At 40.0% G+C, this 25669-nt stretch carries 24 protein-coding genes and 7 tRNA genes; 25 read left to right on the top strand and 6 right to left on the bottom strand.

Going from position 1 to position 25669, the window contains the following annotated elements; all coding sequences use genetic code 11:
- Nucleotides 1-10 precede the first annotated feature (10 nt).
- From C0T34_RS06065 to fghA, 11 genes are all read left to right on the top strand, one after another.
- Nucleotides 11-1243: an N-acetylglucosamine repressor gene (locus C0T34_RS06065; RefSeq protein ID WP_098943880.1), complete on the top strand. Its 1233-nt coding sequence runs from the start codon at nucleotides 11-13 to the stop codon at nucleotides 1241-1243.
- Nucleotides 1244-1654: 411 nt separating this feature from the next.
- Nucleotides 1655-1731, top strand: a tRNA-Met gene (locus C0T34_RS06060).
- 7 nt (nucleotides 1732-1738) lie between these two features.
- Nucleotides 1739-1823 (top strand) — tRNA-Leu (locus tag C0T34_RS06055).
- 27 nt (nucleotides 1824-1850) lie between these two features.
- A tRNA-Gln gene (locus tag C0T34_RS06050) sits at nucleotides 1851-1925 on the top strand.
- A gap of 41 nt (nucleotides 1926-1966) precedes the next feature.
- Nucleotides 1967-2041 (top strand) — tRNA-Gln (locus C0T34_RS06045).
- 32 nt (nucleotides 2042-2073) lie between these two features.
- Nucleotides 2074-2150, top strand: a tRNA-Met gene (locus tag C0T34_RS06040).
- A gap of 5 nt (nucleotides 2151-2155) precedes the next feature.
- Nucleotides 2156-2230 (top strand) — tRNA-Gln (locus tag C0T34_RS06035).
- A gap of 50 nt (nucleotides 2231-2280) precedes the next feature.
- A tRNA-Leu gene (locus C0T34_RS06030) sits at nucleotides 2281-2365 on the top strand.
- Nucleotides 2366-2625: 260 nt separating this feature from the next.
- Nucleotides 2626-2901, top strand: coding sequence for a metal-sensing transcriptional repressor (locus tag C0T34_RS06025; protein WP_036938507.1), 276 nt, complete (start codon nucleotides 2626-2628; stop codon nucleotides 2899-2901).
- Nucleotides 2902-2920: 19 nt separating this feature from the next.
- On the top strand, nucleotides 2921-4033 hold the full coding sequence (locus C0T34_RS06020) for an S-(hydroxymethyl)glutathione dehydrogenase/class III alcohol dehydrogenase (protein WP_098943881.1): 1113 nt from the start codon (nucleotides 2921-2923) through the stop codon (nucleotides 4031-4033).
- 53 nt (nucleotides 4034-4086) lie between these two features.
- A complete protein-coding gene (fghA, locus tag C0T34_RS06015; RefSeq protein ID WP_109849857.1) occupies nucleotides 4087-4917 on the top strand; it encodes an S-formylglutathione hydrolase in 831 nt (276 codons plus the stop codon).
- A gap of 54 nt (nucleotides 4918-4971) precedes the next feature.
- Here fghA and ubiF read toward each other — a convergent pair whose 3' ends face one another.
- Nucleotides 4972-6159 (bottom strand): 3-demethoxyubiquinol 3-hydroxylase, encoded by a 1188-nt coding sequence (gene ubiF, locus C0T34_RS06010; RefSeq protein WP_109849856.1) that lies wholly within the window; start codon nucleotides 6157-6159, stop codon nucleotides 4972-4974.
- Between the two features lie 205 nt (nucleotides 6160-6364).
- On the opposite strand from ubiF, the gene miaB reads away from it, so the two are divergent.
- The 6 genes from miaB (at nucleotide 6365) to C0T34_RS05980 (ending at nucleotide 12164) form a co-directional block, all read left to right on the top strand.
- Nucleotides 6365-7795 carry a tRNA (N6-isopentenyl adenosine(37)-C2)-methylthiotransferase MiaB gene (gene miaB, locus C0T34_RS06005; RefSeq protein WP_109849855.1) on the top strand — a complete coding sequence of 477 codons (1431 nt, stop codon included), beginning with the start codon at nucleotides 6365-6367 and terminating at the stop codon, nucleotides 7793-7795.
- Nucleotides 7796-7823: 28 nt separating this feature from the next.
- A complete protein-coding gene (locus C0T34_RS06000) occupies nucleotides 7824-8885 on the top strand; it encodes a PhoH family protein (protein ID WP_109849854.1) in 1062 nt (353 codons plus the stop codon).
- Nucleotides 8878-9345, top strand: a complete 468-nt coding sequence (gene ybeY / locus C0T34_RS05995; protein WP_109849853.1) for an rRNA maturation RNase YbeY — start codon at nucleotides 8878-8880, stop codon at nucleotides 9343-9345. Before C0T34_RS06000 ends, ybeY begins: the two co-directional genes overlap by 8 nt.
- Nucleotides 9346-9416: 71 nt before the next feature.
- On the top strand, nucleotides 9417-10298 hold the full coding sequence (gene corC / locus C0T34_RS05990) for a CNNM family magnesium/cobalt transport protein CorC (RefSeq protein WP_023581153.1): 882 nt from the start codon (nucleotides 9417-9419) through the stop codon (nucleotides 10296-10298).
- A 7-nt stretch (nucleotides 10299-10305) separates the two neighbouring features.
- Entirely contained in the window at nucleotides 10306-11829 is a 1524-nt protein-coding gene (gene lnt, locus C0T34_RS05985; protein ID WP_098943884.1) for an apolipoprotein N-acyltransferase, read from the top strand.
- A gap of 71 nt (nucleotides 11830-11900) precedes the next feature.
- Complete coding sequence (locus C0T34_RS05980; RefSeq protein WP_226892323.1) at nucleotides 11901-12164, top strand: hypothetical protein; 264 nt, start codon at nucleotides 11901-11903, stop codon at nucleotides 12162-12164.
- A gap of 16 nt (nucleotides 12165-12180) precedes the next feature.
- Here the strand turns inward: C0T34_RS05980 and C0T34_RS05975 are convergent, their stop codons facing one another.
- From C0T34_RS05975 to C0T34_RS05960, 4 genes are all read right to left on the bottom strand, one after another.
- Complete coding sequence (locus C0T34_RS05975; RefSeq protein WP_098943885.1) at nucleotides 12181-12684, bottom strand: protein disulfide oxidoreductase; 504 nt, start codon at nucleotides 12682-12684, stop codon at nucleotides 12181-12183.
- The gene (locus C0T34_RS05970; protein ID WP_098943886.1) at nucleotides 12684-13415 is read right to left on the bottom strand and encodes a DsbA family protein; all 732 of its coding nucleotides are present in this window, start codon (nucleotides 13413-13415) and stop codon (nucleotides 12684-12686) included. The genes C0T34_RS05975 and C0T34_RS05970 overlap by 1 nt, the downstream gene beginning before the upstream one ends.
- Nucleotides 13415-15454 carry a protein-disulfide reductase DsbD domain-containing protein gene (locus C0T34_RS05965; RefSeq protein ID WP_109849852.1) on the bottom strand — a complete coding sequence of 680 codons (2040 nt, stop codon included), beginning with the start codon at nucleotides 15452-15454 and terminating at the stop codon, nucleotides 13415-13417. Before C0T34_RS05965 ends, C0T34_RS05970 begins: the two co-directional genes overlap by 1 nt.
- Nucleotides 15455-15538: 84 nt before the next feature.
- Nucleotides 15539-15928, bottom strand: a complete 390-nt coding sequence (locus tag C0T34_RS05960) for a metal resistance protein (protein WP_109393421.1) — start codon at nucleotides 15926-15928, stop codon at nucleotides 15539-15541.
- 365 nt (nucleotides 15929-16293) lie between these two features.
- Here C0T34_RS05960 and C0T34_RS05955 point away from each other — a divergent pair, with 365 nt between their 5' ends.
- The 8 genes from C0T34_RS05955 to nadD all read left to right on the top strand — a co-directional run bounded on the left by C0T34_RS05955 (nucleotide 16294) and on the right by nadD (nucleotide 24608).
- On the top strand, nucleotides 16294-17187 hold the full coding sequence (locus C0T34_RS05955) for an amino acid ABC transporter substrate-binding protein (protein WP_109849851.1): 894 nt from the start codon (nucleotides 16294-16296) through the stop codon (nucleotides 17185-17187).
- A gap of 115 nt (nucleotides 17188-17302) precedes the next feature.
- Nucleotides 17303-18043: an amino acid ABC transporter permease gene (locus C0T34_RS05950; protein WP_069370058.1), complete on the top strand. Its 741-nt coding sequence runs from the start codon at nucleotides 17303-17305 to the stop codon at nucleotides 18041-18043.
- A complete protein-coding gene (gene gltK, locus C0T34_RS05945; RefSeq protein ID WP_006537724.1) occupies nucleotides 18043-18717 on the top strand; it encodes a glutamate/aspartate ABC transporter permease GltK in 675 nt (224 codons plus the stop codon). The genes C0T34_RS05950 and gltK overlap by 1 nt, the downstream gene beginning before the upstream one ends.
- Entirely contained in the window at nucleotides 18718-19443 is a 726-nt protein-coding gene (locus C0T34_RS05940; RefSeq protein ID WP_098943889.1) for an amino acid ABC transporter ATP-binding protein, read from the top strand.
- 326 nt (nucleotides 19444-19769) lie between these two features.
- The gene (gene leuS / locus C0T34_RS05935; RefSeq protein WP_098943890.1) at nucleotides 19770-22352 is read left to right on the top strand and encodes a leucine--tRNA ligase; all 2583 of its coding nucleotides are present in this window, start codon (nucleotides 19770-19772) and stop codon (nucleotides 22350-22352) included.
- Between the two features lie 12 nt (nucleotides 22353-22364).
- Nucleotides 22365-22913, top strand: coding sequence for an LPS assembly lipoprotein LptE (gene lptE / locus C0T34_RS05930; protein ID WP_098943891.1), 549 nt, complete (start codon nucleotides 22365-22367; stop codon nucleotides 22911-22913).
- A complete protein-coding gene (holA, locus tag C0T34_RS05925) occupies nucleotides 22910-23944 on the top strand; it encodes a DNA polymerase III subunit delta (protein WP_109849850.1) in 1035 nt (344 codons plus the stop codon). Before lptE ends, holA begins: the two co-directional genes overlap by 4 nt.
- Nucleotides 23937-24608, top strand: a complete 672-nt coding sequence (nadD, locus tag C0T34_RS05920; RefSeq protein ID WP_098943893.1) for a nicotinate-nucleotide adenylyltransferase — start codon at nucleotides 23937-23939, stop codon at nucleotides 24606-24608. The genes holA and nadD overlap by 8 nt, the downstream gene beginning before the upstream one ends.
- Nucleotides 24609-24618: 10 nt before the next feature.
- Here nadD and C0T34_RS05915 read toward each other — a convergent pair whose 3' ends face one another.
- Entirely contained in the window at nucleotides 24619-25365 is a 747-nt protein-coding gene (locus C0T34_RS05915; RefSeq protein WP_098943894.1) for a DUF1722 domain-containing protein, read from the bottom strand.
- Nucleotides 25366-25669 lie beyond the last annotated feature (304 nt).

The raw sequence follows: 25669 nt of genomic DNA, 5'->3' as shown, positions 1-25669 counted from the left end.
ATGGATGTATATGCTGATGAGTCATAACAACACTGAAACGCAAATTGGCAATATCGATCTTGTTAAACAACTTAACAGTGCGATTGTGTATCGGCTGATTGATCAACACGGGCCAATTTCCCGTATTCAAATAGCCGAACAAAGCCAACTAGCGCCAGCCAGTGTGACTAAAATTACTCGTCAGTTGCTTGAACGAGGCTTAATTAAAGAAGTTGATCAACAAGCATCAACGGGTGGACGTCGCGCAATTTCTATTATTGTTGAACACCGCAATTTTAATACCGTCAGTGTGCGATTAGGGCGTAATGATGCCACTGTTGCTCTCTATGATCTAAGTGGAAAAGTCATCATTGAGCAACACTACCCTTTAGAGCAAAGTACTCAAAATGAAGTTGAAGCTCTTCTTATCAATGCAATTGATGATTTTATTAAACAAAATCAGCGTCGTATTCGTGAGCTTATTTCAATTTCTGTGATCTTACCCGGCCTTGTTGATCCAAATAAAGGCATTGTTCGTTATATGCCTCATATGAAAGTGGATAATTGGGCTCTGGTAAATAGCTTAGAAAAACGTTTTAGCTTGCCTTGCTATGCTGGGCATGATATTCGCAGTCTTGCGCTAGCTGAAAACTATTTTGGTGCTACAAGAGATTGTGAAGACTCATTACTAGTCCGAATCCATCGTGGTGCAGGTGCTGGTGTTATTATTAATAATAAAATTCTGCTCAATCAACGTGGTAACTTAGGAGAGATTGGTCATATTCAAATCGATCCTCTAGGTGAACGTTGCCATTGTGGTAACTTTGGTTGTTTAGAAACGATTGCATCCAATACAGCTATCGAAGCCAAAGTGCGCTATCAATTAGAGCAAGGCTATCCAAGTCAGTATTTATCGCCAGCACAGTGCCAAATCCAAGATATTTGTCGAGCCGCGGTTAAAAATGACCCACTAGCAGTCGAAACCATCAAACAAGTGGGTTTACACTTAGGTAAAGCTATTGCGATTGCTATTAACCTATTTAACCCACAAAAAGTAGTTTTAGCGGGTGAATTGACTGAAGCAGCCGAAGTTTTACTTCCCTCAATTCAAAGTTGCATTAATACACAAGTATTAAAAGAATTCAGAGAAGAGCTTCCTGTCGTCACATCAGAGCTTGATCATCGTTCTGCCATAGGGGCTTTTGCCTTGACTAAACGCGCGATGCTTAACGGAGAATTGCTTCAACAGCTGTTAGAAAAGTAATTTATCGTTGATAAATCATACTTTTTGCGTTGAATGTGCACTTTTCTGATTTTTATTGTGAAATAAGTCTAAAATTCAATCAGTAATATTCAAAGAAAAAGAAATGTAGCGTGAGTTTTTCACCTCGTTTCTTTTTTTATGCCCATTGTTCTCCATCTTTCCCCTCTTTGACTTAATATCATTTCTCTTACTGCTTTGTTTTTTCTTTTTATTCACACACTATTGCGCCTTATTCTTTGAGATATTTTTTCATCAACAAGGTTGTTTTTTGGATCTTTTTTCGACAAAATGATTAACCATCGAGCAAACGGACACGTTTCTCGAAAATTAATGCAAAAAGCAGTTGACGGATTTGTCTGTAATACGCATAATGCGCCCCGCAACGCCGACGAAGGTTATGCAAAAAAAGATGGCTATGTAGCTCAGCTGGTTAGAGCACAACACTCATAATGTTGGGGTCACAGGTTCGAATCCCGTCATAGCCACCATCTTTTTGCGGGAGTGGCGAAATTGGTAGACGCACCAGATTTAGGTTCTGGCGCCGCAAGGTGTGCGAGTTCAAGTCTCGCCTCCCGCACCATTTTAACCTCGTCAAGAATTTATCAGTTGGGATATCGCCAAGCGGTAAGGCACCAGGTTTTGATCCTGGCATTCCCAGGTTCGAATCCTGGTATCCCAGCCATATTTCTGATAAATAAGTGTGTTGACAATTGAATTAGCGGATGGGGTATCGCCAAGCGGTAAGGCACCAGGTTTTGATCCTGGCATTCCCAGGTTCGAATCCTGGTACCCCAGCCATCTTTCAAAAGAAAGATAGCTAGATTCAATACGGCTATGTAGCTCAGCTGGTTAGAGCACAACACTCATAATGTTGGGGTCACAGGTTCGAATCCCGTCATAGCCACCATTTTTTGGGATATCGCCAAGCGGTAAGGCACCAGGTTTTGATCCTGGCATTCCCAGGTTCGAATCCTGGTATCCCAGCCATATTTTGAAAGAGAGACTCGCTGAGCGAGTCTTTTTTTCTCCAAGTTGTTGCGGGAGTGGCGAAATTGGTAGACGCACCAGATTTAGGTTCTGGCGCCGCAAGGTGTGCGAGTTCAAGTCTCGCCTCCCGCACCATTGATTACTAACGTGTTTATCACGAATCAACAGATAAGACTCGCATAGCGGGTCTTTTTTGTTTCTGTCTCTTGCGTTTTTCCTATCCGCTATCTAAATATCATTTCTTCTCCATCTTTTTTTATCCCTCTGCTCTCAAAGACCAATAAGCTCCACACCAACATTTTTATTTATTCTCATCATTCCACACATTATTGCTCTCTCTGTACATATACCGCCCTAAATACTATACTCCCCTATAGTATATTTAAGGATTATGTATGCCACACTCACCAGCAGAAAAAAAAGCCGCGTTAACTCGTGTAAGAAAAATTAAAGGGCAACTTCTTGCATTAGAAACTGCCCTTGAAAATGAAAACGAATGCGGTCAGGTATTACAACAAATTGCCGCCATCAGAGGTGCTATCAACGGCCTGATGGCTGGTGTGCTCGAAAGTCATTTACGTGAAGGTCTTATGGATGCCGTCGCTTCTCCTGAAGATCAAAAAAATTCCGTTGATGATGCCATTTCACTTATCCGCACTTACCTGCGTTAATAACAAAAAAGGATACACCATGAAATCTCGTGCTGCGGTCGCATTTGGACCAGGAGAACCTTTAAAAATCGTTGAAGTTGATGTGATGCCACCAAAAGCAGGTGAAGTACTCATAAAAATCAGCCACACGGGCGTTTGCCATACAGACGCTTTTACGCTTTCTGGTGATGATCCTGAAGGTGTATTCCCTGCTATTCTTGGTCATGAAGGCGCAGGTGTGGTTGTCGAAATCGGTGAAGGTGTCACCAGTGTTAAACCTGGCGATCACGTTATTCCTCTGTACACAGCTGAATGTGGCGAATGCTTATTTTGTAAATCAGGCAAAACAAACTTATGTGTTGCAGTCAGAGCAACGCAAGGTAAAGGTTTAATGCCAGATGGGACAACACGTTTTTCTTACAACGGACAGCCTATTTATCACTATATGGGATGCTCTACTTTTAGCGAATACACTGTGGTGGCTGAAGTTTCTTTGGCAAAAATCAATCCAGAAGCCAATCACGAAGAAGTTTGTTTATTAGGTTGTGGCGTAACAACAGGTATTGGCGCAGTTCACAATACAGCAAAAGTGCAAGAAGGTGACTCTGTTGCTGTGTTTGGTTTAGGCGGTATTGGTCTTGCCGTTCTTCAAGGTGCAAGACAAGCCAAAGCTGGTCGTATTTTTGCTATCGATACAAATCCTGAAAAATTTGCATTAGCGCGCCAATTTGGTGCAACTGACTGCTTAAATCCTAACGACTACGACAAGCCTATTCAGCAAGTACTTGTTGAAATGACACAATGGGGTGTTGATCATACTTTTGAATGTATTGGTAACGTTAATGTCATGAGAGCCGCGTTAGAAAGTGCGCATCGCGGTTGGGGTCAATCCATTATTATTGGTGTAGCCGGTGCAGGACAAGAGATCTCAACCCGTCCATTCCAATTAGTTACAGGGCGCTCATGGAAAGGTACTGCTTTTGGCGGTGTTAAAGGACGTAGTCAATTACCCGATATGGTTGAAGATGCAATGAAAGGTAATATCGAACTTAAGCCTTTTGTTACCCATAAACTGCCATTAGAAAAAATTAATGAAGCTTTTGATTTAATGCACGAAGGTAAATCAATCCGAACTGTTATTCATTTCGATTAATCATTCTCAAACCTATGTCTCATAGGTTTGTCTTTGTTTTTAAAGGAGTCAAAATGGAAAGGATTGAACGTCACGCTTGTTTTGGTGGTTGGCAAGAAGTTTATCAACATACTTCAAAGACGTTAAATTGTGAGATGAAATTTGCCATCTATCTTCCTCCTATGGAAGAAAAGCAAAAATACCCTGTTTTATATTGGTTATCAGGCTTAACCTGCAACGAGCAAAATTTTATTACTAAATCAGGTGCTCAACAATTTGCAGCACAGCACCGCATTGTTTTAGTGGTACCTGATACTAGCCCTCGCGGTGAAAATATCGCTGATGATAGTGCTTATGATTTAGGACAAGGTGCTGGTTTTTACCTTAATGCGACACAATCGCCGTGGAATGCTCATTACAATATGTATAACTACATTGTTGATGAACTTCCTGCGCTAATAGAAACGCATTTTCCAGTGACTCATCAACGAGCTATTAGTGGACATTCAATGGGTGGACATGGTGCATTAACGATTGCATTGCGAAATTCGGCACGTTACAGCAGTGTGTCAGCGTTTTCTCCGATTGTGGCACCATCAGTTGTTCCTTGGGGTAAAAAAGCGTTTAGCGCTTATTTAGGCGATGATATGACACAGTGGCAACAATATGATGCGGTTGAATTAATTAACCAAGCAGAAAGTGTGTTACCTATGCGTGTTGATGTCGGACTTGATGATCCTTTCTATCAAGAGCAACTCAAGCCTGAATTATTTGCACAAGCTTGCGATACAAAACAGTTCTCTTATCAATTGAATTTACATCAAGGGTACGATCACAGTTACTATTTTGTGGCGAGTTTTATTGGCGAGCATATTGCTTTTCATGCCAAGCATTTAAAAGCGTAACAATTATGCGATGATCTTATTGTTGATATCCAACTTAGATCATCGCATTTCTAATTATTTAATGCCTAACGCATAACGCAATGCCGCTTCTTTCGCTTTTCCTGCATGCTGAGCGGCTAAAAGGCCAATATTTCTAACAACTTTTAACCCCGGTAGCTGGTGACTAAAGGTATGATAAAATACGTCCATACCCGCTTGCATAACTAAATTATCAGGCATACGACGACGCTGGTATTTTTTCAATAACGCCATTGAATCCCAAGGCTCGAAATGTTTTTTAGCATCAGCCACTAAGTCCAAGAAACAATCCACATCACGATAACCTAAGTTAACGCCCTGTCCTGCTAATGGATTAATGGTGTGAGCCGCGTCTCCCAACAAAACAATTCCTTTATCAACATAACGACTTGCATGCTGACGTGTTAATGGGAATGAACCTGCTGCAATAGGTGTCGCTTTGCCTAATCGCTCAGGGAAAGCGTGTTGAATTTCTTTTTCTAACTGCACCATCGACATGTTTTGCAGTTTTCTAATTCTGTCAGGCGAATCATACCAAACCAAACAAGCCCAATTATCAAAAAGCGGTAAATAAGCACGAGGCCCTGAAGGGTAAAAGCGTTGCCATGTACCCTTTTCAGGAGGTAATTCTGTTTTCACCGTGATCAGCATACAAGATTGGCGATATTGCCAGCCATTGCTACCAATACCCGCAAATTGGCGCACTTGAGAATTGGCACCATCCGCACCTACCACTAAATTTGTAGTGACTTCACTGCCATCAGAAAGCGTCACTTTCCATTTATCATCTAAATAAGTCATTTTACTTAGACTATTTGGACATAATAAGGTGATATTGCTATAACGTTCAGCCTCTTGCCAAAGAGCTAATTGCAAAATTCGGTTTTCAACCATATATCCTAATTCAGGTAAACCTAAGCTTTTAGCATCAAAGATTACATGGGCATTTTCTTCTTCCCATGTTTCTAAGGTAAGATAAGGCGCAGAACGCATAGCTAAAACATGTTGCCATGCACCTAATTGTTTTAATAGACTAACGGACGCGCAACTAATCGCAGAAATACGGATATCAGGATGAGATGACGCATCAAAAGGTGCTGGAGACTGTCGTTCAATCATTGCAACACGCAATCCTTCTTGCGCCAGCCCAATTGCAACAGCAGCGCCAATCATCCCGCCACCAGCGATGATTGCATCAAAATCGTTTTTTACATTACTCATCATTGTTATGCCATAACTCATTACTTTAAATAATAGGTAAGCGCTGTTTCAGTTTATTTCTATTAAACTAAACGCCATAGAGAATTAGCGCCGACTTGCTCTAGTCACTGACCACACAAATGACTACAATAACCGCCTTATTGGCTTATTACACGCAACGTTTTCCAATGATTAGCTATTGTCTCACTGAAAATACCGGATTTACACAATGTCGACGATAAAAAAACTGTACATTAAAACTTGGGGCTGTCAGATGAATGAGTACGATTCATCCAAAATGGCAGACCTACTCGAAAGCACCCACGGTTATCAGTTAACCGATGTCGCCGAAGATGCGGACATTCTACTGCTAAATACCTGTTCTATCCGTGAGAAAGCACAAGAAAAAGTCTTTCATCAGTTAGGACGTTGGAAATATTTTAAAGATAATAAACCCGATATTATCATTGGCGTCGGCGGTTGTGTTGCTTCTCAAGAAGGTGAATACATCCGTCAACGTGCGCAGTGTGTCGATATTATCTTCGGACCACAGACTTTACACCGTTTGCCTGAAATGATTAATCAGGTTAAAGGGACTAAAAGCCCAGTTGTCGATATCAGCTTCCCTGAAATCGAAAAATTTGACCGTTTACCAGAACCTCGCGCTGAAGGCCCTTCTGCTTTCGTTTCCATCATGGAAGGCTGTAACAAATACTGCTCTTTCTGCGTAGTTCCTTATACTCGCGGTGAAGAAGTTAGCCGCCCTTGTGATGATGTGCTATTTGAAATTGCTCAATTAGCGGCACAAGGTGTGCGCGAAGTAAACTTATTAGGTCAAAACGTTAACGCCTATCGTGGTGCAACTTTTGATGGTCAAATTTGTAGTTTTGCTGAATTAATACGCTTAGTCGCCGCAATTGACGGTATTGACCGCGTTCGCTTTACTACCAGCCACCCTATCGAATTTACTGACGATATTGTTGCCGTTTATGAAGATACACCAGAATTAGTCAGCTATTTACACTTACCAGTACAAAGTGGTTCTGACCGTATTCTAACATTAATGAAGCGTAACCATACTGCGCTTGAATATAAGAGCATCATTCGCAAACTACGCAAAGCACGTCCTGGTATTCTGATAAGTTCAGACTTTATCATTGGTTTCCCGGGTGAAACTCAAGACGACTTTGAAAAAACCATGCAATTAATTGCGGATGTTAATTTCGATATGAGCTTTAGTTTCATCTATTCAGCACGTCCAGGCACACCAGCTGCAGATTTACCTGATGATGTCAGTGAAGATGAGAAGAAACAGCGTTTATATCTGCTACAACAACGCATCAATCAGCAAGCGATGAACTTTAGCCGTGCAATGTTAAATACTGTACAGCGTATTCTGGTCGAAGGACCTTCACGTAAAAATGTGATGGAGCTTTCTGGTCGTACTGAGAATAACCGTGTGGTTAACTTTGAAGGTACACCGGATATGATTGGTAAATTCGTTGATGTTGAGATTGTTGACGTTTATGCCAACTCACTACGTGGTAAAGTCGTTAGAACGGAAGATCAAATGGATTTACGTATTCACGAATCTCCAGAATCCGTTATTGCACGTACACGTAAAGAAGATGAATTAGGGGTAGGTCTTTACCAACCTTAATTGATCAGATTTAACAAAAGGATAATCAGTGACAGTAATAGCACATGCACAGGTAGCGACCCAAGAAATCTTCTTAGAGCCAGCTGACAATGCCCGTTTAATGAGCCTATGTGGCCCATTTGACGATAATATTAAGCAACTTGAGCGCCGTTTAGGTATCGAGATTAATCATCGTGATAACCGTTTTAAACTCACGGGAAAATCATTGTGCGTCAATGCAGCCGCAGGTATTTTACGTCGCCTGTATGTGGAAACTTCGCCAATTAAAGGCGTGATCCCCGATATCGACCCTGAACAAATTCACCTAGCAATCAAAGAAAGCCGTGTGCTTGAGCAAAGTGATGAGCATGTTCCTGAATTTGGGAAATCGACCAATATTCGAACTAAGCGAGGGGTGATAAAACCTCGTACACCAAATCAGGCACAATATATTGCCAATATCCAGGCCCATGATATTACTTTTGGTATTGGACCTGCGGGTACAGGGAAAACTTATCTGGCTGTTGCTGCCGCTGTTGATGCTCTAGAACGTCAAGAAGTGCGTCGTATTTTATTAACGCGTCCTGCGGTTGAAGCCGGTGAAAAACTGGGCTTTTTACCAGGCGATTTAAGTCAAAAAGTCGATCCCTATTTACGACCACTTTATGATGCGTTATTTGAGATGTTAGGTTTTGAAAAAGTTGAGAAACTAATAGAGCGTAATGTCATTGAAGTCGCGCCCCTCGCCTATATGCGTGGACGTACATTAAATGACGCCTTTATCATTCTTGATGAAAGCCAAAACACCACCATCGAACAGATGAAAATGTTCTTAACGCGTATTGGCTTTAACTCTAAAGCGGTTGTCACTGGGGATATTACCCAAATTGACCTGCCAAGAGGCAATAAATCAGGCTTACGTCATGCCATTGAAGTTTTATCTGATGTCAATGACTTAAGTTTTAACTTTTTCCACAGTGAAGACGTTGTTCGCCATCCTGTGGTTGCCAAAATTGTTATCGCCTATGAAGCTTGGGAAACGGAAGATCAAAAACGCCGCCAAGCTATCAAAGCAGAAAAAGAGAAGCTTCAGAGAGAAAATCATGAGTGAAGTTATCCTTGATTTACAAGTAGCAAGTGAAAATACGCAAGGGCTTCCTACTGAAGCCCAATTTATGACATGGTTGGAAGCGGTGTTACCACAGTTTCAACCTGTAAGTGAAGTGACTATTCGCATTGTTGATGAAGCAGAAAGTCACAAACTGAACCTCACTTATCGCGGAAAAGACAGACCGACTAACGTGCTTTCTTTTCCTTTTGAGGCACCGCCTGAAATCGAATTGCCTCTATTAGGTGATTTGATTATTTGCCGTCAAGTAGTAGAAAAAGAGGCGGTTGAACAGAGTAAGACTGTTGAAGAGCATTGGGCACACATGGTTATTCATGGATGTCTACATCTTTTGGGCTATGATCACATTGAAGATGATGAAGCCGAAGAAATGGAAGGTTTAGAGACAGAAATCTTACAAAATTTAGGTTATGCAGATCCCTATTTAATTGAAAAAGAGTAACAGTTCTCTTATTTTTATGATAAATACTATATCTAATTAACCATTCAATGAGGAAAAATAGTTAAAACGCCATGAGCGACGACCAATCTTCGAGTAACGATAACCCTGGTCCTAAGAAAGGGTTTCTCACACTGCTTAATCAGTGGTTCCACGGTGAACCTAAAAACCGTGATGATCTGATGGAGCTTATCCGCGATTCTGAACAGAAAGAATTAATTGATCCTGACACCCGCGACATGCTTGAAGGGGTAATGGATATTGCTGAACAACGCGTTCGGGACATAATGATCCCTCGCTCTCAAATCGTCACACTAAAACGCAATCAAACCCTTGATGAATGTTTAGATGTGATTATTGATTCAGCACATTCCCGTTTCCCTGTCATTAGCGAAGACAAAGATCATATTGAAGGCTTATTAATGGCAAAAGATTTACTGCCATTTATGCGTACTGACGCAGAGCCATTTAGTATGGATAAAGTCTTACGCTCTGCTGTTGTTGTGCCTGAAAGCAAACGGGTTGATCGCCTATTAAAAGAGTTCCGCTCTCAACGCTATCATATGGCGATTGTGATCGATGAATTCGGAGGCGTATCTGGGCTCGTCACAATTGAGGATATTCTTGAACTTATCGTAGGCGAAATTGAAGATGAGTATGATGATGAGGATGATATTGATATTCGTCCGTTGAGTCGTCACGCTTACTCAGTTCGAGCTTTAACCCAGATAGAAGATTTCAATGAAGCGTTCGGTACACATTTCAGCGATGAAGAAGTTGATACAATTGGCGGTTTAGTTATGCAAGCCTTTGGTCACCTTCCTGCTCGTGGTGAAACTATTACCATTGATAATTACCAATTTAAAGTTGTTATGGCAGATAGCCGTAAGATCATTCAGGTTTATGTGCATATCCCCGATGATGCGCCAATCCCTGAACTAGGTAATGATGCATAGGATATCAATGAATAAGATCTCTTTCTTAAACCGCCAGTGGGTTCGCGCCCTTCTGGCGGTTTTTTTCGGTGCCATTGGCACATTAGCATTTTCGCCATTTGATTTTTGGCCTGCGGCGTTAATTTCACTACTCGGCTTATTACTGATAATCACTCACCGCACAGCTCGTCAAGGTGCATTCCTTGGTTTTGCTTGGGGATTTGGGTTATTTGGTAGCGGTGTAAATTGGGTTTACGTCAGTATCGCTGATTTTGGTGGTATGCCGTTTGCAATAAATATCTTTTTAGTGATTTTATTAGCTCTCTATTTATCACTCTACACGCTATTATTTGCAGGATCACTGAATAAGTTTTTCCCCAAACCAACACTCTGGCGGTTTGTATTTGCCGCTCCTGCGCTATGGCAAATCACCGAATTTTTAAGAGGTTGGGTATTATCAGGCTTTCCTTGGTTGCAGTTTGGTTATAGCCAGATTGATGGCCCATTAAAAGGTATTGCACCTATTTTTGGTGTCACCATGATAACGCTACTTTTAACCGTTATTAGTGGATTAATTGCATTTACAATCTATCGTAAATCAATTTACAGCCTTGTGATTGCACTGCTTTTATTAGTATTACCTATCAGCTTTAAATCCTATCAGTGGTATCAACCTTTGCCTGATGAAACGCAAGAAATTGCATTAGTCCAAGGTAATATCGCACAATCTTTAAAATGGGAACCAGGTACATTAGAGAGCACATTAAAGACCTATCTCACCTTAAGTCGTCCTTTTATTGGTAATGCAAATCTCATTATTTGGCCTGAATCCGCGATCCCTGATGTTGAAATTCAACAACAAAACTTTTTAGCAGAATTAGATAAGCAATTAAGAGAGCAAGATACCCATTTAATGACGGGAATTATTGATGCTCGGCCGACATTAGAAGGCTATCGTTTTTACAATAGTGTCATCACATTAGGTGAACACTATGCTTATCAATACCCAGCAACAGATCGCTATAACAAACATCACCTTGTTCCTTTTGGTGAATATGTACCATTAGAATCACTATTACGCCCACTTGCGCCTTTCTTTAATTTACCGATGTCATCATTAAGCCAAGGTGAATATGTACAACCTCAGCTTACTGTTAATGATGCCAAAATAACCGCAGCTATTTGCTACGAAATTATCTTAGGTGAGCAAGTTCGCGCTAATTTCAAACCTGATACACGGTTCTTATTAACGATTTCTAATGATGCGTGGTTTGGTAATTCAATTGGACCTTGGCAGCATTTTCAAATGGCGAGAATGCGCTCTCTTGAGTTAGGAAGACCATTATTACGCTCAACGAATAACGGCATTACCGCCTTTATTGCAGCCAACGGTGATGTAATTTCTCAACTTCCTCAATTTGAAGAAGGTGCTTTAGCGGAAAAAATGACACCAACAACAGGATTAACCCCTTATTATAAATGGGGTAATACACCATTGTGGATACTGGTTGGATTATTTTTTATTATCGCCTTTATTAAACGCCGTAATTAAAAAGAATAAAGCCCAACCTTATTAAGTTAATATTAATTAGGTTGGGCTTTCTCTAATAAAAGGGCTTTATCATGAAACATTACCCTGAACATATTCTCGATATTATTTGGCAAAGAGCTAAAAAAATATCAACAGATAATGAAACAAAGGGCTTTCGTACGGATAAAGAAAATAAATGGCTCCAACGCCAAATGTTCAATCTGCAACAACATGAATTTGGCTGGGTATTATCAAAACAACCAGAGTCAATTAGCCAACTTATTGAAGATAAAACCATTGTACCTGCACATTGGAAAACAGCAATTACCGATAAACAAAAACAAGAGACTGACTAAAATTCTGATAGCTGATTTAGATAGACGCCCACCATAAACGTAGTTTTAATCCCCACGAAGATGACCAACCACTTGTAAATCCTACCATTTCTCCTTTATAAACAATAACAAATGAAGGTGTTGCACTAATTTCCCACTGTTGAGAAATATCCCCTCGAGTATCATTTATGATAGGAAAAACTAGCCCTTTCGACTGAATGCCACGCGCTAACTTTGCGTTATCACCAGAACGGATCGCAACTGACATCACGTTATAACCATCTTGTGCTAACGAATTCACTGATGGTGTTGTTAGTTTACAAACTCCACACCACGTTGCCCAAAAATAGATTAACAAGGGCTTTTCAGCACTCAATTCAGCCAACGAAACAATTTTATTATCAACAGTATAAAGTTCAGGTAAATTCGTTAAGGATGGTGGCGTAGGTTGTCGCCACCAATCCATTGCAAAAGAAGCTATAACGAAAATGACAACCAGAACAATCAGTTCTTTACTCCACTTTCGTAAGCGACTACGCATTATTTTTTCACTTTAGCCAGTTGCTCTTTTACAATCACTTCTAGCTGAGCGTAATCAACGGCACCCGGAATAACCATATCGCCAACGACAGTTGCAGGTGTACCTTGGATACCTAATTTACGAGAAAGATCCAAGTTGTTTTGTAACGCTTTTAAGCTTTCATCCGTCAATTTCACTTTGCTTGTATTGGTTGTTTTCATTGCATCATCAATACTTGCATTATCTAGCATTGTTTTCTTCTGCATTAAACGTTGGTGTAATGCTAAGAATGCTTTTGGATCTTCTTTCCAAACTGAAAGTACAGCTTGAGAAGCTTTTGCAGAACTTTCACCTTTAAATGGCAATGGTTTAATCACCACGGCAACTTCAGGATAATCTTTTGTGATTTTTTCTAATAATGGATCGAAGCGTTTGCAGTAAGGGCAGTTATAATCAGTAAAAGAAACCAACACTAACTTAGCGTCTTTTGCACCAATACGAGGACTTGCAGCATCATTATATAACGCGTCGTGCTCTGCTTTTAATGCAGTACGGAATTGAGCTTGTTGTTCATCTGCTTTTTGTGCTTGTAATGCAGTGATAGCTTCTTCCAGAATTTCTGGGTTTTTGATCAACGTATCACGAACCAGCGCGCGAACTTCTTTTTCCTGATCAGCACTTAATGCCGCAGCTTGCACATTTGCACCAAAAAGTAACGAAGAGATAACCAGTGCAGAAAGTGTTTTTTTCATTATTGGGCTCCTTTAGCCTCTGAAAGAACTGTCAATGTTGAATCTTTATTTAAAATAGGAGGTAAAACCACGCCATCTTTATGGCAAGGTCCATAAACTTGATTAAAGGGTACTGCAACTTGACCACGTTGTTTTAAAAACTGAGTGATTTTATCAGAGGGTTTAGTCCAATCTCCTCTTAATGCAACAACATCTGGTGCTGAAAGTGCAGCCTGAATATCTTCTCGCAATAATACATTGTATTTGTTTGCTTTGCAGGTAACACACCAATCTGCTGTTACATCGACAAATACACGTTTATTATCTGCTAATGCTTGGTGTATCGCTTCTTCTGATAAAGGTTGCCAATTTATCGTATCTTGGCCTGCTAGTGTTTGGCTCGCTGGTTGCTCCACAAATAGGTAGGTGCTTCCTCCTAAAAAGAGGGCAATAATAGCCGAAATAAATACCGTTTTTTTGCCATAATGCCGTGCTATCGCAAACAATAAAAGCAGAGTAATGGCAATAAAAATAGCCATTACGATTGGCAATCCTAGATGTGGAATAAGTAATGTAATTAACCAAATACTGGACAATAACATCATAAAACCTAAAACCACTCTTAGGCGATTCATCCATTTACCCGGTTTTGGTAGCGCTTTAGCGGTAGATGGAAATATAGCCACTAAGATCCAAGGCAAACTCATTCCAATCCCTAGAGCGGTAAAAATAAGCCATAGTTCATTTAGAGGCGCAATAAGTGCATAAGCGACAGCTGTTCCTAAAAATGGCGCTGAACAAGGCGTTGCGAGTAAAGTTGCAAATGCACCTTCCCAAAAGTGTCGGCTATATCCTTGTCCACCTGCTGTTGCCATTTTAGTATTTATATTGCTACTTAAACGCAGTTCAAATAATCCAAATAGATTTGCAGTAAAAATAGCAGTAACTAATACCATAAAACCAATAAACCAAGGACTTTGGAACTGGATACCCCAGCCTAAGGCTGCTTGGCTATAACGTAAGCCTGTCATAAACAGAGCTAGTGCCCAAAATGAAACTAAGATGCCTAGAACAGAAACAGAAAATTGCTTGCGAATAACTCCTTTATCACGATTTTCAAGATGCAGAATTGATCCCATTTTCATCGCAAGTACAGGTAATACACAAGGCATCAAATTCAGAATTAAACCACCCAATAGCGCAAAAGCGAGAATACTCCAAAGCCCAACACCTGAATTGGTGGTGGGAGCAATCTCCGCTCCTCCATGTCCTATGGTGTCATTAACTTGGCGAGAAAAACCTTGGTCAGTAATAACAAAAGAAAGCGCCTTACCAGAAATATCACCGGCAGCGTCGCCCCAATCATCAGTCACATCGACGGTGACAAATAGGTTTTTATCTTGGTGATTTAATTTTGGAATGCCATAAAGGATACCTTCAGGGGGATCGAGATAAATATTAGGCTTAACCCAAGCACCTTGCTCTCTTTGTAAAGAGATAGTGAGTTGGCTATTGTTATAACCAGAAGAAACTGATGATACTAATCCTGTTCCAACAGGAATTTTTGCCATTGCCTGATTATATTGCCATTCAAAATCAGCTGGCACAGGTTCAGTAAGATTCAAGTCTAAAGTGTAATCAGTCAAAATACAGACATTACTGCATGTTGATAAAGTTAAAACTCCCATTAAACGATCAGTCTGAACAGAGGATAGCTCAATAGGAAAAACAACTTGTTTGTCATAGCCTTGAGTATGAATACCCGCCACATCAAAAGCTGAAGGTGATGGCCAATGCCAAGTTATTGCGCTTACATCTTGCGACCAATTAATTTCAGGGGCAACGCCACCTTCTCCTGGAGAACGCCAATACGTTTTCCATCCAGACTCAAGCTGTACCTCAAGTAAAAGTTTCACGTCACCTGCTGGGGACTTTTGTGCTGTCGCCCTAACTTGTGCATGAGAATTATCAGGCATGGTTAGCCAGCCTGTATCTGCTGCTTGAGAGGTAGATAAAGTAAATAGCGTTAGTATCAACGCCATAATAAAAGAACGAAACATAACAACTCCCTAAAAATTCCTACAACGCTACACATAGAGCCACGCCCAAATTAGACGCGCAATCTTTTAGCTAAAAGGAAATTTCTAATCCCTCAAAATACAATAATGAAGGTGAAGTCTGATTGGAGGAGGTGGATGATGATGTTTTTTCTGATTACGCTGGCGCGACACATAAATGGCTGCCATGCTTAACAATAACAATACAGCCCATGAATGGAAAAATGGCTCGATTGTTAATGGGGGAACAGATAACAATGATTTGGCGCTTAATTCACAGGTAGACAACGAATAAGTGTGTTCTGTTACGCTATTCTCATCGGCAATTGGTGTTGATAGTGGGTATTGTGTTTGAGAGACAGCCGTTGCTAAGCGCTCACTAATGATGTGGGCACCTAATGAACGCTGAACAATACAACACAAGATCAGCAAAACTGTTATCACCACTAGCCAGCGACCTGACCGCCAATTACTCATAGATGTTCCTCATCAATATGACTCGCTATCTTAACGGTAATCTACAGACAAACAACTCCTTAAGACAAACTTTACAAATCCCTACTTAGTTTATTTTTCGCATTATCTCAATTTTTCATCTTTAACCTTTATTTCTATAAGGTTTCTACTACAATCATTTTAAATATTGAAAACAACTTCCAAAAAAATATTCAACTACATTTGATTTCATTCTTTTATTGAGAGATACCTCTCGTATTTCACAAATTACACTTCCCAACAGTATGTTATTTGTTCTATCTATTAACATTATCAAAACAAATTAAAACAAAAAAGCAACACCAAGCAAAACACAAATATTACTTATCACCACGACAGGAGTTATTATGCGCATGCGTAAACTAGCATTATCATTAATGATTTTAGGGGCTGCAGTAGCTGTGCAAGCAGAAGAACTCACTGGAACCTTAAAGAAAATCAATGACAACGATATTATCATCGTTGGACATAGAGAATCCTCTGTTCCTTTCTCTTACTATGATAATCAACAAAAAGTAGTTGGTTATTCTCAAGACTATTCCAACCTCATTGTACAGGCTGTGAAAGACAAAATAGGCAAACCAAACTTACAAGTTCGTCTTATTCCTATTACTTCTCAGAATCGTATTCCATTATTACAAAATGGCACATTTGATTTTGAGTGTGGTTCAACAACCAACAATGAAGCTCGTCAACAACAAGCTAGCTTCTCTAATACTATTTTCATCGTAGGTACACGTTTACTAGCGAAAAAAGACAGTGGAATTAAAGATTTCGCTGATCTATCAGGTAAAAACGTTGTTGTAACATCAGGAACAACGTCTGAAATGTTACTCAACAAATTAAATGATGAGAAAAAGATGAATATGCGCATTATCAGCGCAAAAGATCATGGAGACTCATTCCGTACACTTGAATCAGGTCGTGCCGTTGCCTTTATGATGGATGACGCATTACTGGCTGGTGAACGTGCTAAAGCGAAAAAACCGGGTGAGTGGGAAATTGTAGGAACCCCACAATCTGAAGAAGCTTATGGTTGTATGTTGCGTAAAGATGACGCTCAATTCAAAGCGTTAATTGATGAAACTATCGCTAAAGCACAAAAATCAGGTGAAGCAGAAAAATCATTTAATCGCTGGTTTAATGCACCGATCCCACCTAAAAATCTTAACTTAGAATTCACCATCTCGGATGAAATGAAAGCCTTATTTGCATCACCAAATGATAAAGCATTGAACTAAAAACACATAAGTAATTGATGCAAAACAAATAATTATAAAGTATCTGTTGGACAGACAGATCAGTGAAGTTTGGGGCAGCCGTTCCCTGCCCCTCTTTTTCACCGGAGGTGAAATCATGTCGATTGATTGGGATTGGGGGATATTCTTCCAAGAAGCCCCATTCGGAAACACCACATACTTAGGATGGCTGATTTCTGGCTTCCAAGTCACTATTGCCTTATCTCTATGCGCTTGGGTTATCGCCTTTCTTGTCGGTTCTTTATTTGGAATTTTACGCACCGTACCTAATCGTTGGCTTTCAAGCTTAGGCACTGTTTATGTTGAGTTATTCCGTAACGTACCACTTATTGTTCAATTCTTTACGTGGTATCTCGTCATTCCTGAATTATTGCCTCAATCTATTGGCGACTGGTTTAAAATGGACTTAGCGCCAAATGTGCAATTTTTTGTCTCATCAGCACTCTGTTTAGGTTTATTTACCGCAGCGCGTATGTGTGAACAAGTTAGAGCCGCAATAAACTCATTACCTCGTGGTCAAAAAGCTGCAGGCTTAGCATTGGGCTTAACTTTACCCCAAACCTATCGTTATGTTTTATTACCCAATGCATACCGTGTCATTATTCCACCAATGACATCCGAAATGCTCAATCTCGTGAAAAACTCAGCGATTGCTTCTACCATCGGGCTTATTGATATGGCGGCACAAGCAAACAAACTACTCGATTATTCAGCAAAAGCGTATGAGTCATTCACAGCAATCACACTGGCCTATGTATTTATCAATGTCATCATTATGCTAATAATGCATTGGCTTGAAAAACGCGTTCGCTTACCTGGCACAACAGGAGGTCAATAATGTACGAATTTGACTGGAGTTCTGTTGTTCCAAGCCTACCATTTTTAGTCGATGGAATGGCTATCACACTAAAAATCACTATCACTGCTATTGTGGTCGGTATTTTATGGGGAACGGTGCTTGCTGTTATGCGCCTATCAACCTTTAAGCCTATTAGCTGGTTTGCCGCCGCTTATGTTAATACCTTCCGTTCTATCCCTCTAGTCATGGTATTACTGTGGTTTTATTTAATTGTGCCTAACATATTACAAAATGTTCTAGGCCTTTCACCGAAAAGTGATATCCGTTTAATTTCAGCAATGATAGCGTTCTCTTTATTTGAAGCAGCTTATTACTCTGAAATTATAAGAGCAGGTATTCAAAGTGTTAGCAAAGGGCAATTTTCAGCCTCACTCGCGTTAGGTATGACCAAGTCACAAACAATGCGTTTAGTGATCTTACCTCAAGCCTTTCGAGCCATGATCCCGCTTTTACTGACTCAAGGAATTGTATTATTCCAAGATACATCCTTAGTTTACGTTTTAAGTCTTACTGACTTTTTCAGAACAGCGGCAAATATTGGAGAACGAGATGGAACACAAGTTGAGATGATCCTCTTTGCTGGTTTTGTTTATTTTGTCATTAGCTTCGCCGCTTCGATGTTAGTGAACTTTCTTAAAAAAAGGACTACCTAGATGATTTCCCTAAAAGACGTATCCAAATGGTATGGTCAGTTTCAAGTACTGACTGAATGTTCCACTGAAGTTAAAAAGGGGGAAGTTGTTGTTGTCTGTGGGCCTTCTGGATCAGGTAAATCAACACTGATCAAAACAGTGAATGGCTTAGAGCCTATACAACAAGGCGAGATCCTTGTTAATGAAATCAAAGTGAATGATAAACATACTGATCTTGCTAAATTACGAGCAAAAGTGGGTATGGTATTCCAACATTTTGAACTCTTCCCTCACCTCTCTATTATTGAAAATCTTACACTGGCACAAGTTAAAGTGCTTAATAGAGAGAAAACTGCCGCAAAAGAGAAAGGGTTAAAACTATTAGAACGTGTGGGATTAGCAAGCCATGCTAACAAATACCCAGCTCAACTTTCAGGTGGTCAGCAACAACGCGTCGCCATTGCTCGCGCATTATGTATGGACCCGATTGCAATGTTGTTTGATGAACCCACATCAGCACTTGATCCTGAAATGATTAATGAAGTACTTGATGTAATGGTAGAGCTAGCAAATGAAGGTATGACGATGATGGTAGTGACCCATGAAATGGGTTTTGCTAAAAAAGTTGCTGACCGTATTATTTTTATGGATGAAGGTCGAATTGTGGAAGATAGACCTAAAAATGACTTTTTTGATAATCCAAAATCAGCGCGAGCAAAAGATTTCCTCGCTAAAATTCTGCACTAATCTCCACATCCCCTCTGCTGGCGTGCTTTTTTAGCACGTCAGTTCAAAATAATAATTTAGATTAACCTCGCAATTAAATATCAAGTAATCTTATTTTTTCGCAATATCACTATTATTTTTTCACAAAATACGCATTTATTGTCTTTTTGCCTTAACTCTTTCCAAGATATCTCGCAATTGTCTTGAAAAAGTTATGCAAACAGTGGCTTTCATTGAGATCAATAGTTGTGGCTATTAGACAAAATCAGCTATGCTATGCAAGTCTTAATTTCATAATAGCGGTTACCCTCCGGTAGCCATTAATTCACCATAGGATTATCGGTGCCATGCAAGAACAATATCGTCCCGAAGATATAGAGCAAACTATCCAGGAACACTGGGAAAAGAACAATACATTTAAAGTGACAGAAGATAATAACAAAGAAAAATATTACTGCCTGTCAATGCTACCTTATCCTTCTGGCCGACTACACATGGGACACGTCCGTAACTACACCATTGGTGACGTGATTTCCCGTTATCAACGTATGCTAGGTAAAAATGTCTTACAACCTATTGGTTGGGATGCGTTCGGTTTACCTGCAGAAGGTGCCGCAGTAAAAAATAAAACAGCTCCAGCACCATGGACTTATGAAAACATCAATTACATGAAAAACCAGTTAAAAAAACTGGGTTTTGGTTACGATTGGGATCGTGAAGTCACTACTTGTACTCCAGAATATTATCGCTGGGAACAGTGGTTCTTTACTAAGTTATATGAAAAAGGCTTAGTTTATAAAAAGACCTCTGCTGTTAACTGGTGCCCACACGACTTAACCGTTTTAGCCAACGAACAAGTTATTGATGGCTGTTGCTGGCGTTGTGATACCCCTGTTGAACGTAAAGAAATTCCACAGTGGTTTATCAAAATTACCGAGTATGCTGAAGAGCTGTTAAACGATTTAGATACGTTAGATGAGTGGCCTGAACAAGTTAAGACCATGCAACGTAACTGGATTGGTCGCTCAGAAGGTGTCGAAATTAAATTTGATGTTGCTGATAGCGACGACACAATGACCGTTTATACAACGCGTCCAGATACATTTATGGGTGTCACTTATGTTGCAGTTGCAGCAGGTCACCCATTAGCGCAAAAAGCTGCTCAAAATAACCCTGAAGTTCAACACTTCATTGATGAATGCCGTAACATGAAAATGGCAGAAGCCGATATGGCAACAATGGAGAAAAAAGGGATTGCAACGGGTCTTTATGCTATTCATCCATTAACTAAAGAGAAAGTCGCCATTTGGGTTGCTAACTTTGTATTAATGGAATACGGCACTGGTGCTGTAATGGCGGTTCCAGGTCATGATGAACGTGACTGGGAATTTGCAACTAAATACAACTTACCAATTAAAGCCGTTATTGCAGATGCTGAAGGTAATCAACCTGACTTATCTGAAGGTGCATTAACCGAGAAAAATAGCCTGATTAACTCTGGTGAGTTCTCTGGATTAGACAACCAAACTGGCTTTAACGCAATTGCAGATAAATTGGCACAAATGGGTGTTGGTGAGCGTAAAGTTAACTACCGTTTACGTGACTGGGGTGTTTCTCGTCAACGTTACTGGGGTGCGCCAATTCCAATGGCAACTTTAGAAGACGGCACTGTTGTTCCTGTCCCTGAAGATCAACTGCCTGTGATCCTGCCAGAAGATGTAAAAATGGACGGGATCACCAGTCCAATCAAAGCAGATCCTGAGTGGGCAAAAACCACAATCAATGGTCAGCCAGCGCTACGTGAAACTGATACTTTCGACACCTTTATGGAATCTTCTTGGTATTACGCTCGTTATACCTGCCCTGATTACGATAAAGGCATGTTAGATCCGAAAGCAGCTAATTATTGGTTACCTGTTGACTGGTATATTGGTGGTATTGAACACGCCATCATGCACTTAATGTATTTCCGCTTCTTCCATAAACTGATGCGTGATGCAGGTTTAGTGAACTCTGATGAACCAGCAAAACGCTTACTGTGCCAAGGCATGGTATTAGCTGACGCGTTCTACTACACTGGTGAAGATGGTGCTCGTCATTGGGTATCTCCAGCTGAAGCTATCGTTGAACGCGATGAGAAAAACCGCATCATTAAAGCAACTGACAGTGAAGGTCATGAACTGACTTATGCTGGCATGAGCAAAATGTCTAAATCTAAAAATAACGGTATCGACCCACAAACGATGGTTGAACGTTATGGTGCAGATACCGTTCGTTTATTTATGATGTTTGCTGCTCCACCAGAATTAACTCTGGAATGGCAGGAATCTAGCGTTGAAGGTGCAAACCGTTTCTTACGTCGTTTATGGCGTTTAGTTCACGAGCACACTCAAAAAGGAGCGACACAGTCTCTTGATCTTTCTGCACTAACAGAAGAACAAAAAGATTTGCGTCGTGACTTACATAAAACGATTGCGAAAGTATCTGATGACGTAGGTCGTCGTTTAGCCTTTAACACCGCGATTGCTGCCATTATGGAGTTAATGAATAAATTAACTCGTGCAACACAAGAAACAGAACAAGATCGCGCTTTAATGCAAGAAGCATTAGAAGCCATTGTTCGTATGCTTTCTCCAATCATCCCTCATGCTTGTTTTGTTATGTGGCAGGCATTAGGTGGAAAAGAGGACGTTGATGTTGCACCATGGCCTGTTGCTGATGAAGAAGCAATGGTTGATGACACCAAACTGATCATCGTTCAAGTGAATGGTAAAGTACGTGGTCGAGTCACTGTTCCTGCTAATTCAGAAAAAGAATATGTTCAAGAAATGGCGACAAAAGAGTACAGTGTTGCTAAATACCTGGAAGATGTGACTGTTCGTAAAGTCATCTATGTTCCAGGAAAATTACTGAACATCGTTGTTGGCTGATAAGGAGGCCTAGTGCGATATCTACTTTCGCTATTTTTCGGTTTAGCGGTGTTAATCACCGCTGGCTGTGGTTTTCACCTTCAAGGTAAAACTCAGGTTCCAGCAGAATTAAAAACGCTTTATCTTAGCTCTGGTGACCCTTATGGCCCATTATCTCGTGTAATGCGTCAACAACTTAGACTGAGTGGTGTTCAGCTTGTTGGAAATCCAACGGCAAATATCCCTATTCTAAAAATTGTCGGTTCATCAGAAAGTAAAGAGACCGTTTCTGTGTATCAAGACGGTAAATCAGCAGAACGTCAGTTAACATTTGTGCTTGATGCACAAGTAATTATGCCTGATGGTACGATTTATCCAATTTCATCACAGGTTTCACGTCCATTCTTTGATAACCCATTAGAAGCATTAGCAAAAGATGCCGAAAATGACATTATTAAGCAAGAAATGCGTGAACAAGCGACAGCAATATTAGTACGTAAATTATTGGTTGTTCACAATGCTGAACGCCAAAAAGCCGTACAAGCTGAGCAGGCAAAACAGATAATCTCACCCGCCAAATGATCCGCTTATATCCAGAACAACTGAATGCGCAGCTCCAAGAGGGGCTGCGCCAAAGTTACCTACTCTGGGGTAATGAACCTTTGTTACTCCAAGAGTCTCAAGATGCTATTCAATCCGCTGCTAAATCCCAAGGATTTGTCGAGCATTATCAATTTACCCTTGATAATAATACGGACTGGAATGAAATTTACTCGCTTTGTCAATCGCTAAGCCTTTTTTCTCAAAGACAATCTCTTTTACTGCATTTACCTGAAAATGGTCCCAATGCTGCGATGTCAGAGAAACTTACTCGCCTATCGCAAGAATTACATCAAGATTTATTGTTGATTTTACGTGGCAATAAACTCACAAAAGCACAAGAAAACAGTGAATGGTTTAAAACATTAAGCCAACACGGAACCTATATTTCTTGTCTAACACCTGAACTTGATAAATTACCTAATTGGGTTGCGCGGCGAGCAAAACAAAAAGGGTTAGCGCTGGATGAACAAGGTAATCAATTACTTTGCTACTGTTATGAAGGGAATTTATTGGCACTAGCACAAGCCATTGAGCGTCTTTCTCTGTTGTACCCTGACGGTAAGCTAACGCTCCCAAGAGTAGAAGCGGCGGTCAATGATGCGTCACATTTTACCCCTTATCACTGGGTTGATGCATTACTTGCAGGGAAAACACAACGTGCATGGCATATCTTGCAACAACTCAAAAGAGAAGACTCTGAACCCGTTATTTTACTCAGAACTTTACAACGAGAGTTAATGCAGTTGATTACGCTACATCGAGAATCTAAAACAGCTTCGTTAAAAACGATTTTTGATAAACATCGAATTTGGCAAAACCGACGCCCAATATTCACAGCGGCACTTCAACGTTTATCTGAACATCAATTACTAACAGCCATACGATTACTTGCAACGATTGAAATTACTATTAAGCAAGATTACGGACAAACTGTTTGGCCCTCTCTTAGTGCTTTGGGCTTATTACTTTGTGGAAAAGCATTACCAGAAGGATTTGTAAGTCATGCCTAAAACCAATCACTCAACACATTTAATTAACCAAGCCATCGCTTTATATGGTGGCACATTTGATCCTATTCATTATGGGCATTTGCGTCCTGTTGAAGCTCTTTCAGGGTTAATCGGCTTAAAAGAAGTGATTTGGTTACCTAACAATATTCCTCCTCATCGCCCTCAACCAGAGGCGTCTTCTCAACAACGTCTTGAGATGGTACGTCTGGCTCTTGAGCCATATTCTTCATTTAAAGTCGATACTCGTGAACTTGAGAAGCCAACACCTTCTTATACTATTGAGACATTAAGAGACTTCAGAAAAGAAATCGGCAATAAACAACCCTTGGCTTTTATAATTGGTCAAGACTCATTGCTATCAATTAATACATGGCATCAGTGGGATCAACTATTGAACGTATGCCATTTACTAGTTTGTGCCCGCCCCGGTTATCAAACGCATTTCGAATCAACACAAATGCAAACATGGCTGACCAAACATCAAACTCATCAGCAAGAAGATATTCACTGTTTACCTACGGGTAAAATATTTCTGGCTGATACGCCTCTTTATAATATATCAGCAACAGATATTCGTGCTCGTCACAAAGCAGGTTTAGATTGTCACGATTTACTACCTAACTCTGTTGAAGACTATATTCGCCAGCAACAACTCTATAAATAATTAATTAAGACTAAAGTTGCTCTCTTAAATAATTAAAAGTGAACGGATAAGGCGAAAAATAGCGTTGATGGCTCAAATACTCATCAGGATAAACTGTTAACCAATATTTGAGTAAATCATAAGGTTTAGATAAAGGCACGATACCTTGACGATATTGTAAAATTGTCTGTGCCATTTCTTTTTTTTGTTGTGAGCTTAGATCCCGCTTAAAATACCCTGCCATATGCATTAACGCATTAGTTTGCCCTTCTCTATTTGCTGCAACACTAAATGCCTTCATTAGCTTTTCCTGATATTTCGATGCAACTTCTTCAAGAGGAATAGCATCAGAAAAATTAGCAATATCACGCCCCAACTCTCGATAAGCCACTTGTGAATAAGCCATAATTAAATATTTATATCGGCTATGAAATTTAATCAAAGCCCCTTTAGTTAATGATTGATTAACCTGTTGTTGGTAATCAAATAGTGTGAAAAATTGGGTAAGAAAATGGTCTAGAACAATAGGCTGTAAAAATTGATCAATATTTAATTGAGGTAAAGTAAAATTTGGGGGTGAGGAAAGGCTGTCTCCTTTTTTTCCAACATAACCATAAAGTGGCAATAGGTTATCTCTATTTTGAGCCTCTATCTGCATAATACCTATCTTTTCCGCCTGAACAGTATCGCAAAGCAATGCTAATTTTTCTTGTAATTGGTGATTAGTGTTACTCATAATTTCTGAAGATATCCCGAGATAATTCACTTTTCTTTCCATTCTTTTTCTCTCCAATTAAAAAGTCTGAACATTACACGGTATAATCTGAAGCTAACAAAGTAAAAACACATCTAATTAGGTGTTTCATGAGCATTGACAGACGAGGTTTAGCTGTTATTCTCACCCTCAGTTCCCTTAAGGGAACTGTAAGGTAAAACTGTCGTCTAAACGGAAAAGTTCTTATCTGCCTTCTTTTTGTTATTTATTATGACGCAGTTAATGGGCATATATGAATTTTTCTAAATCAAACGTCGAAAAACAAGAAAATAAGGTTTATGTTCTTGTTATTGCTAACTAGAATTAA

This window comes from Proteus sp. CA142267 (genome assembly GCF_003336825.1).
GTDB lineage: Bacteria > Pseudomonadota > Gammaproteobacteria > Enterobacterales > Enterobacteriaceae > Proteus > Proteus terrae.
Note: the sequence above shows the minus strand (reverse complement) of the source record. Positions and strands in the feature narration are given on the sequence as shown.